14 protein-coding genes are annotated in these 9,103 nt (G+C 40.9%); all 14 read left to right on the forward strand.

The window, feature by feature from the left end; all coding sequences use genetic code 11:
• Window positions 1-108 precede the first annotated feature (108 nt).
• Window positions 109-666 carry a phage scaffolding protein gene (locus tag ACTQZK_RS12755; RefSeq protein ID WP_441549873.1) on the forward strand — a complete coding sequence of 186 codons (558 nt, stop codon included), beginning with the start codon at window positions 109-111 and terminating at the stop codon, window positions 664-666.
• A 21-nt stretch (window positions 667-687) separates the two neighbouring features.
• Window positions 688-1,602, forward strand: a complete 915-nt coding sequence (locus ACTQZK_RS12760) for a hypothetical protein (RefSeq protein WP_441549872.1) — start codon at window positions 688-690, stop codon at window positions 1,600-1,602.
• 10 nt (window positions 1,603-1,612) lie between these two features.
• The gene (locus tag ACTQZK_RS12765) at window positions 1,613-1,840 is read left to right on the forward strand and encodes a hypothetical protein (RefSeq protein ID WP_343118095.1); all 228 of its coding nucleotides are present in this window, start codon (window positions 1,613-1,615) and stop codon (window positions 1,838-1,840) included.
• A gap of 32 nt (window positions 1,841-1,872) precedes the next feature.
• On the forward strand, window positions 1,873-2,403 hold the full coding sequence (locus tag ACTQZK_RS12770) for a hypothetical protein (protein ID WP_441549871.1): 531 nt from the start codon (window positions 1,873-1,875) through the stop codon (window positions 2,401-2,403).
• Entirely contained in the window at window positions 2,403-2,708 is a 306-nt protein-coding gene (locus ACTQZK_RS12775) for a phage head closure protein (RefSeq protein ID WP_441549870.1), read from the forward strand. Before ACTQZK_RS12770 ends, ACTQZK_RS12775 begins: the two co-directional genes overlap by 1 nt.
• Complete coding sequence (locus tag ACTQZK_RS12780) at window positions 2,708-3,112, forward strand: HK97-gp10 family putative phage morphogenesis protein (RefSeq protein WP_441549869.1); 405 nt, start codon at window positions 2,708-2,710, stop codon at window positions 3,110-3,112. Before ACTQZK_RS12775 ends, ACTQZK_RS12780 begins: the two co-directional genes overlap by 1 nt.
• Window positions 3,113-3,481: a hypothetical protein gene (locus ACTQZK_RS12785; protein ID WP_441549868.1), complete on the forward strand. Its 369-nt coding sequence runs from the start codon at window positions 3,113-3,115 to the stop codon at window positions 3,479-3,481.
• Window positions 3,482-4,102, forward strand: a complete 621-nt coding sequence (locus ACTQZK_RS12790; protein WP_441549867.1) for a hypothetical protein — start codon at window positions 3,482-3,484, stop codon at window positions 4,100-4,102.
• A 12-nt stretch (window positions 4,103-4,114) separates the two neighbouring features.
• The gene (locus tag ACTQZK_RS12795; RefSeq protein WP_441549866.1) at window positions 4,115-4,543 is read left to right on the forward strand and encodes a hypothetical protein; all 429 of its coding nucleotides are present in this window, start codon (window positions 4,115-4,117) and stop codon (window positions 4,541-4,543) included.
• A 53-nt stretch (window positions 4,544-4,596) separates the two neighbouring features.
• The gene (locus ACTQZK_RS12800) at window positions 4,597-4,848 is read left to right on the forward strand and encodes a hypothetical protein (protein WP_441899727.1); all 252 of its coding nucleotides are present in this window, start codon (window positions 4,597-4,599) and stop codon (window positions 4,846-4,848) included.
• Window positions 4,849-4,851: 3 nt separating this feature from the next.
• Entirely contained in the window at window positions 4,852-5,583 is a 732-nt protein-coding gene (locus tag ACTQZK_RS12805; RefSeq protein WP_441549864.1) for a hypothetical protein, read from the forward strand.
• A 178-nt stretch (window positions 5,584-5,761) separates the two neighbouring features.
• Window positions 5,762-6,352, forward strand: coding sequence for an NUMOD4 domain-containing protein (locus ACTQZK_RS12810; RefSeq protein ID WP_441549863.1), 591 nt, complete (start codon window positions 5,762-5,764; stop codon window positions 6,350-6,352).
• Window positions 6,353-6,430: 78 nt separating this feature from the next.
• On the forward strand, window positions 6,431-8,245 hold the full coding sequence (locus tag ACTQZK_RS12815; RefSeq protein WP_441549862.1) for a phage tail protein: 1,815 nt from the start codon (window positions 6,431-6,433) through the stop codon (window positions 8,243-8,245).
• The coding region (locus tag ACTQZK_RS12820) for a hypothetical protein (protein ID WP_441899728.1) at window positions 8,245-9,103 on the forward strand (859 nt) is incomplete at its 3' end. The genes ACTQZK_RS12815 and ACTQZK_RS12820, both read left to right, overlap by 1 nt.

Raw genomic sequence — 9,103 nt, forward strand, 5'->3', positions numbered from 1 at the left:
TTGTCCTGTCACATGACATAAAACTAGGCAAGCCATGTCTGTGTGGCATATCGCAGACACTCCCTGCTGGGAGAGCCAGCATAAAAAATCTATGGAGGTAAACCAACAATGGATTGGTTAAAAGAACTTATTGAGAAACATACTGCAGACGGAAAAACGGAAATTGATGCGGTCATGAACGCATTTAAAGAAGAGTTTCCGAAACACGCTGTCCCTAAAGATGTCTACAACGAGCAAGCCGAAAAGCTAAAAGCAGCTAACAGCACGCTTGACACGTTGAAAAAATCAAATAAGGACAACGAAGAGTTGCAGAATGAACTCAAGGCATACAAGGATAAAGTGTCACAGTTGGAAGCTGATATGAAAGAAACAGCTAAGAAGCAGACTATCAAGGATGCTCTTTCTAGTGCTAAAGCGACTGATTTAGACTATCTCATGTACAAACTTGGCGATGTGGAATTAGCAGAAGATGGCAGTATTAAGGACCTTGACAGTAAAATCAAGGACTTACAGACTAATCACCCTACATTCTTCAAAACCACGGAGCCTGAACAAGCTGATAACGGCTTTAAAACTTTAGGTGGGGTGGATATTCCACCAGGTGGGAAAATTGACCCATCAAAATCACTGACTGCTGACTTTGAATCAGCTGTCTTCGGAAAATAACTTTTTAAGGAGAAAAAATAAATGGCAAACACACTCGAATATTCAAAAATTTTCCAACCAGTCCTTGACAAACAAATTGTGCAAGAATCGACGACAGGTTGGATGGAAGTAAACAGTAAATTGGTACAATACAACGGTGGCAACGAAGTCAAATTGCCGTCTATCGTTATGGACGGCCTTGCAGATTATGATCGTTCATCTGGTTACGTTGATGGTGCTGTGACACTTACGTGGGATACTTACAAGCTCACACAAGACCGTGGTCGTAAATTCCAATTGGACGCTATGGATGTGGATGAAACAAACTTTGTAGCAACTGCTGGAACAGTCATGGGCGAATTCCAACGCACTTTGGTTGTACCTGAAATCGACGCTTATCGCTATTCTGCTATTGCCGCTAAAGCTATTGCAGTTGGTCAAACTCGTACTGCTGCAATCACAGACTCAAACATCTTGAAAGAACTTTTGAAAGACATTGCAACAGTAAAAGAGATTGTCGGAAATACTGCAAAACTTAAAATTACCATGTCCGAAACCATGTTGACTAATCTTGGACTTGATGACAAAGCATCTAAACGTATTTCAACGGTCACAGTGCCGGCTGGCGAAGTGGCAACTGTTGTTACAAAAATTGACGGTCATGAAATTGTGCCAACACAACAATCATTGCTTCAAACTGCGTTTAAATTTAATGACGGCAAGACTGGCGGTCAAGAAAAAGGTGGATTCGTGGCTGATCCGTTAGCAAAAGCTATTAACTGGCTTATCGTTGCCGAAAATGCACCTATTGCAGTATCTAAAACAGACGTAGTACGTGTATTTGATCCAATGACTAACCAACGTGCAAACGCTTGGGATATGGACTACCGCAAGTATCATGATATCTGGATTCCGAAATCAAAAGAAAAATCAATCTTTGCCAATACAGTAGCTTAGGAGGTAGCTCATGCGTAAATTTAAACGCTTGAACGTCATCAAAGAGACAGACAGCGATTTGGTTGCTAACCGGCTTATCGAAGCAGGATTCGAAGAAATCGTTGAAGGTAGTGAACCAGAAGATTTATCCCGTGATGAAGTAAAGGCTCAATTGGACGAAGCAGGCATCGAGCATGCCAATAATGCAAAGACGGAAACATTGCTTGAAATTTTGGAAGCATCGAAACTAGGGGAGTAGTCTGCTACTCTCCTTTTTAAATGGAGGTATGTATGATTATTAGTCTAGAAGAAGCATTAAAACTTGATGCAGATGCGACACAGGAAACGTGTGATGGGCTAGAAACAATGGTCCGAAAGTTGACAAACAACAATTTTCAGTTGATTAAATTCCGCATTCGTGGTTTGCGATTATCTGGAAGTACAATCAAAGCTAATAGCGGACGTTTGGATATATTTAAAGCTGGCGACACAATAGAAATCAATGGAACAGACTACAACAATGGTCTATACGTTGTTGAGAGTGTCTCTGATGATGCAATTACTATCCGTGGGGATTTTATCACAGAAACCAATTCAGGGGCTATAGCAACTAAAGTGAGCTATCCTGCTGACGTGCTGACAGGTGTCAAGAAGTTGATTGCTTATGACGCCAAAATGCGAGATAAGGCCGGTATCAAATCCGAAACCGTGGCACGTTGGTCAGTGACTTACTACGATGTGACGGCTGCTGAAAGTTCGGAAGGTTATCCAGTCAGCTTGCTTGGTTTCTTGGACAAGTATCGAAAGTTGAGGTGGTCGTGATGTTAACGTTTTATCTTTTGAAAAATATAGCAAATGGCGAAAATGAACTTGGACAAGAAATCTTTGAGCATAAGAAAGTAGCTGAATTTATTGGCTATATGGATATGCTTGATGGAAATGAATCCAATGACAAGTTAGCCTATCTTGCAGACAGTACCCATGTCATCTTGACTAAGAATATGACAGTCAATGCTGAAATTGAAGACAAAATCGAAGTCAATGGAAAAACCTATGAAGTGACCTATGTTGATGATCCGGTGAATATTGGCCATCATCTGGAAATCTATATTAAAGGTGTCCACTGATGAAATTTGTAGATAATTCAGAGGCAGCCAAAAGAGAACTTGAACGTGCTGCGATTAGAGGTCTTATCAAAGCTTCGTTGTTGGTTGAGGGTCACGCTGTGCTTTTAGCACCTGTCGATAAAGGAGGCTTACGAGACAGCATTGGGTACCAGGTCAACGAGAGCGAACTGGTTGCCTATATTGGTACTAATTGCGAGTATGCAATCTATGTCGAATATGGCACTGGTGAATTTGCTGAAAAAGGAAACGGTCGTAAGGGTGGTTGGGTATATAAAACACCAAACGGTGAGGTACATTTTACTTACGGAATGTCACCACAACCATACCTACGACCAGCATTCAGGAAAAACCAAAAAGCTATAAGAGACATTTTGGCGGACTGTTTAAGAGAGTTGGGAGGGTAGATGAAAGAAGTTATCAAAACAATCTTAAAAGAGCTGAAAACTGTCCACAGTGAGAGCTACTACATCAAGAACTCTGCTAAGACTGTCAAGTATCCATATGTGGTCTTTTCGACTAGCTTGACCAGTATTGACCGTCATGCAGATGGTTGTTACCTGGATGTGGATATTTTTTGTAACAAAGGCCTAGACCAGGTCGAAATCGAAACATTATCTGAGAGCATTAAGATGCACTTGAGGCATTTTGACACAATGCTAGAGGATTGCTACATGCGAACGCAATTCCAGTCAATGCAGGCCGTGCCAACAAACCTGGACGATTTGCAACGACGGAATTTGCGTTTTTATATTAAATTAGATTGGAGAAATTAAATGGGAGTTAAAACACCAGTAAAACGTACAGGCTATACAGCTAATACGCCAAAGCATTATCTTATTAATGCGGGTGCAGTTTATAAAAACCTAACCTGGAACAAGGCAGGTGGCACTGACGGGAATGGAGTTTGGGAAGGTGAGTTGTTAGGAGCTACGTCAGGCGGTAACAAGGTCACAATCGAAACAAACTACCGTACTGTTGAAGTTGACGGAGTATATGTGCCAGCTGTCGGTCAAAAACTGCTAGAGAGCCAGACGGCTAAAATCGAAGTCAACGTTAAAGAAATCACAGCGGAAAATATCCGTTTATCTATTAACGGTAAGGTTACTGAAGCAGATGGAACTACTGCACCAACAGGGTACAAGATCGTTTCAGGAAAATCAAAACTTGAAAATGGCGATTATATCGAAAATCTCGGTATCGTAGGTACTATGTCAGGGACTAATGACCCTATTATTGTTATCATTGATAACGCTCTTTGCACGTCAGGACTTGACTTTGATACAAAAGACAACGAAGAAGCTGTTATCTCAATGACATTTGAGGCACATGCTGCTGAAGGCCAAGTTGACGATTTGAGTTTACCGTGCCGAATCTACTTCCCGAAAATCGTTTAAAAGGAGACATAAATGGCTGAAACACTAAAAATGCGTGAGTTGAATGGGGGCGACATCTTTACGATGTTGTCTATCATTGGCAAATTAGATATCAAAGAAGAGGTCGTGGCGCTCATTGAGCGCCAGTATGGCACAAATCAAAAGGTGGTAGAACTATCCGACCACAAGAACAAGAAACCAACAAAAAAAGAGCAGGAACAAGCGAGCTTGGCTATCCAGAAGCGTGGGATGGTCGTTGTGACAGACCTTGGATTTGCTGTCTTGAAGCACGTAGGAGATGCCAAGGAAGATATCAATCGTTTCTTGGCTGAATTGACAGGGACAAGTCAAAAGCAAATCGAAACGCTCAACATGTTCGACTATACCAAGTTATTGATGGAATTTGGAAAGAAGGCAGAGCTGAAGGATTTTTTCCAATCTATTGCTTCGCTATTGGCTTAGATACAAATAAGCTCATAGATATACTTTTTAAACGATATGGAAATCCAAAGACTTTGCTAGAGACACAAACTCTAAGCGAGTCTTTGGACTTTTTTATGTACTTGCTTGATGAACAGGATAAAGAAGAATTGACAGACATATGGAAGTCAAAAGACTTTGACATGACTTTATCCGACTTTATTAAGAAGCATTCTAAGAAAAGTTATATCGATAAACAAAGCAAGAAGCAACAATCTGTAGATCAAGATAAAGAAGCTATCGCTTTGGCAGAATCGATTTTGAAAATACAAAAGAAAGGAGAGTAACATATGAACGTTTTTGAAATGTTTGGCAAGATTGGCATCAATAACAAAGAAGCCAATAGGGCCATTGATGAAACAACAGGAAAAGCTGAAGGTGCTCATGGGAAGCTCTCTGATATCTTTGGGAAAATAGGTCAAGTGGCTGTAAAAGCTGGTAAAGTCATGGCCACTGGGCTTGCCATCGGTGTTACTGCACTGTCTACCTTGACTGGTGTAGCTGTTAAGCATTACGCTGAGTACGAACAGTTGGTCGGTGGTGTCGAGACACTATTTGGAGCAGGGGGGAAGTCTCTAGAAGAATATGCGGCATCTATCGGACAGAGCGTTGAAGAAGCTAGAGGAAAATTTGACCAGTTGAATAGCGCTCAGTCCGAGGTCATGAATAATGCTAAAAATGCATATAAGACTGCTGGATTATCTGCTAACCAGTACATGGAAACAGCAACATCATTTTCTGCATCACTGATTCAATCGGTCGGTGGAGATACCCAAAAGGCTGCCAAATTAGCCGACCAGACAATCGTTGATATGTCTGATAATGCAAACAAAATGGGCACTTCAATGGAAGCTATCCAAAATGCATATAACGGCTTTTCTAAACAAAACTACACCATGCTGGACAACCTCAAGCTTGGCTACGGTAAACAATATTGCCGTATTAAAAGTAGGTTAACCATTTTATTAATGGGTGTGCATACACTAACAAAAAATAAGTATGTGCTAATAGGGAACATCTAAGGCGAAAGCTATGACAATCCTATGCCAAGCCTGTAAAAATACAGGAAGGTTCAACGACTAGAGCTTTGCTCGTAGGGTGTCTATTAATACGACATTCGAAACGCCTACTATCAAAATCAAAGTTGCAAACCACCGTACATTGTGATATAATATAAATATACAAAAAAGAGGTGGAGATATGGAAAACTGGAAAGATATTAAAGGGTTTGAGGGATATTATCAAATATCTGACAACGGAAACGTTAGAAGTGTCACAAGACATGACGGAGTGCACGAGAGGATTGGGCAACCAATAAAAACTACACTTAAATATAACGGATATTTACAAGTTGGATTAAGGAAACACAACAAACGGAAATATTTTTCTATCCACAGGCTTGTAGCTATTAATTTTATAGATAATCCCGAAAATAAAAAACAAGTTAACCATATTGATTGCAACAAACAAAATAACAATATCAACAACCTTGAATGGGCAACATCAAAAGAAAATTTATATCATGCTAAAATTAATGGATTAAGAAATAATATGCCAAAAGGCGAAAAACATCCAAGTTTTGGAAAGTTTGCAGAAAACAGCAAAACAGCTAAACCTGTCATACGATATGAACGAAAAACAGGAAAAACAAAACTTTACGAGGCGAAAATATTAGCAAAAAATGATGGGTTCGACGTGACAAGCATTTCTAAATGTTGCCACAAAAAATTAAAAACACACAAAGGTTATGAATGGTATTTTGAAAAAGATTTTGATAAAGATATAGTCTAAGCCCTGAGGATTTGCAGAAATGCAAGTCCTTTTTAAATACCACGAAAGTGGGGGTATAAACTGGGAACAAAAGAGGAAATGCAACGGTTACTTGACGAAGCTGAAAAACTAAGTGGTGTTAAGTACAATATTGACTCTTTTGCGGATATAACCGAAGCTATCCACGTCATGCAAGAGAATATGGGGATTGCCGGGACAACGTCCAAGGAAGCAGCGTCCACAATCTCTGGATCGATCGGCATGATGAAAGCTGCATGGGAGAATTTCCTAACAGGTATGGCAGACCCTGACCAAGATTTTGGCGAGTTAGTAGGAGGGCTTACTGATTCCATCGGTATTGCTCTTGGAAATATCGTTCCACGGTTAGTCCAGGCTTTGCCTCGACTTATTGAGGGCCTCGCTCAAGTCATCCAAACATTAGCTGGCTACCTCCCAGAAATAGTTGGTGCTCTCTTGCCTGGTTTGGTAGAAGGTGCAACTAAGTTACTTGTTGCACTAAGCGAGACATTACCTGGGTTATTCGATGTACTTTTTAATCAAGTATTGCCACAAGTTATCAGTGCCTTTCAAAGTTTCCTTGAAAAAGTATTTTCTGTCCCTCCTGGGTCATTTGACGGTCTGTCAACTGCTTTCGAAGCTGTTCTAGAAGTTGTAAAAGGAACGGTTGAAACAGTCGAAAATGCTGTTTCCTGGTTCCAAAAAGGTGGTCCTGCAGTTGATGTTTTGACGACTGCTATCGTTGCTATAACCTCAGCCGTAACAGCATACTTAGCTATTACAAAAGCCATGGTTGCCTACGAAATTATAAAAAATGGGATCATCCAAGCCGGCACAGCTATACAAGCAGCATTCAACGCTGTAATGTCTGCCAACCCTATCATGATTGTCATCATTGCAATCACAGCACTTGTTGCCGGTTTGGTTTGGTTCTTCACTCAGACCGAAACGGGCAAACAAATCTGGCAAGGATTTATGGATTTCTTAGGCAGTGCTTGGAACACAATCGCAACAACCGCTCAAGCTGTCTGGACAGCCTTAGCGTCGTTCTTTAGCGGTCTATGGAGTGATATATCTTCGACTGCTCAAAGTGTCTGGAACACTATTTTAGGTTTTTTAAGCGGACTTTGGAACGGAATACTTTCTTTAGCACAAGGATGTTTTAATTTCCTTGTAGCTTTCTATTCTGGTATTTGGAACGCTATTTCTAGTACAGTCATGGCAGTTTGGAATGGCATTTCTTCCTTTCTATCTGGGTTATGGAGCAGTATTGTTAATACAGCTTCAAGTGTATTTAGGAGTATCTCGAATACAATTTCCCGTGTCATGAATGGAATTTCTAGCACTGTTTCTAATGTCTGGAACGGTATCAAGAACACTATTTCAAATGCAATCAACGGTGCAAAGAATATTGTTTCGAATGCAATCAATGCTATTCGAGGATTATTTAACTTTAAATTTAGATGGCCTCATATCCCCATCCCACACTTTAGTATTAGTGGTTCCGTAAATCCCTTAGATTGGTTAAAAGGGGGATTGCCTAAAATTGGTGTTCAATGGTATGCCAAAGGCGGTATCATGAACGGTCCAACAATGTTTGGCATGAATGGCAATAATGCCATGATTGGTGGAGAGGCTGGCCCAGAAGCTGTATTGCCGTTGAATGATAAAACTCTTGGAGGAATTGGTCGCGGAATTCTTGATGCTAGTGAATTTAGCAATGGAGAAGTTATGGCAGTCCTGTTTGAAATCCTAAGTGTACTGAAAGCCATCTACGACAAGGATGGAAGCGTGTATATCGATAGCGACAAGTTGATTGGCCATATTTGGAAAAAGCTACGTGACAAATTTGCCTTTGAAGACAATGTCGATTTAATCTTTAGAAGGGGGACTTGATGTTTTTTAAGAAATTAAAATGCGATGGTATCGCTCTAAATGATATCGTCAAAATCTCAAAGGTAATTGTTCAGCCGGTTGCAGATATCGAGAACCAATCCGATGATAACGCAGTAAGCGGAAGGACTTTTCTGCACCAGCATCGAGGAAGTAAAATAATCCAGGTTGAAGCGGTCATCCCAGAAAATGTCTTTGCGACCATTGACCGCTTGAACCGAATCTTTACGGACAAGGAATTGGTGCTTGAACTGGAAGAACAGCCAGACAGAGTGTATCGTGCCCGCTTTAGTAAAATGAGCACGCCAACAAGCTTCGTCCGCAATGCTGATATCACCTTTGAGTTTGAGATTTTTGACGGAATCTCAAATGCAAAACACGGCAGAATATTTAATTTTGCCAAAAATGCTCAAGGTATCATGGAAGCAACCATCGTCAATGATGGCAGTAAAGCTGTACATGTTAACTATGAGGTGGAATTGGCCAAGGAATCTGGCTTCCTTGGCATCGTAACTGAATATGGAGCTTCCCAATTTGGGAAAGTTGAAGAAGTTGATGGTGTCATCGCTGAAAAAAGCGTCCAGCTGTCCAGTAATAAAGCTGGCAACTTCGCCAACTGGACCAATGGTACGGTTTTTTACGAAAACCAAACCAAAAAATCAGTAACAACTATGACGGCCGATACGCAATTCGGAGGCCGTCTAGGAATATTACCAGGCAGTTTTACAAACAGCGCAAACGGCAGACAATTTGGTGCTATCAAAGAGTTGGCTTTGTCAGAATCCGCTCAAAACTGGTATCTCTGGGCCAAGGCTTGGTTTGAGACTGGACAGGTTGATCAGACGGGGGCTTGGTGTCTCG

Origin of the sequence: Paraeggerthella sp. LCP19S3_G8, from assembly GCF_052119225.1 — a bacterium.
In the GTDB taxonomy this organism is placed as follows: Bacteria; Actinomycetota; Coriobacteriia; order Coriobacteriales; family Eggerthellaceae; genus Paraeggerthella; species Paraeggerthella hominis.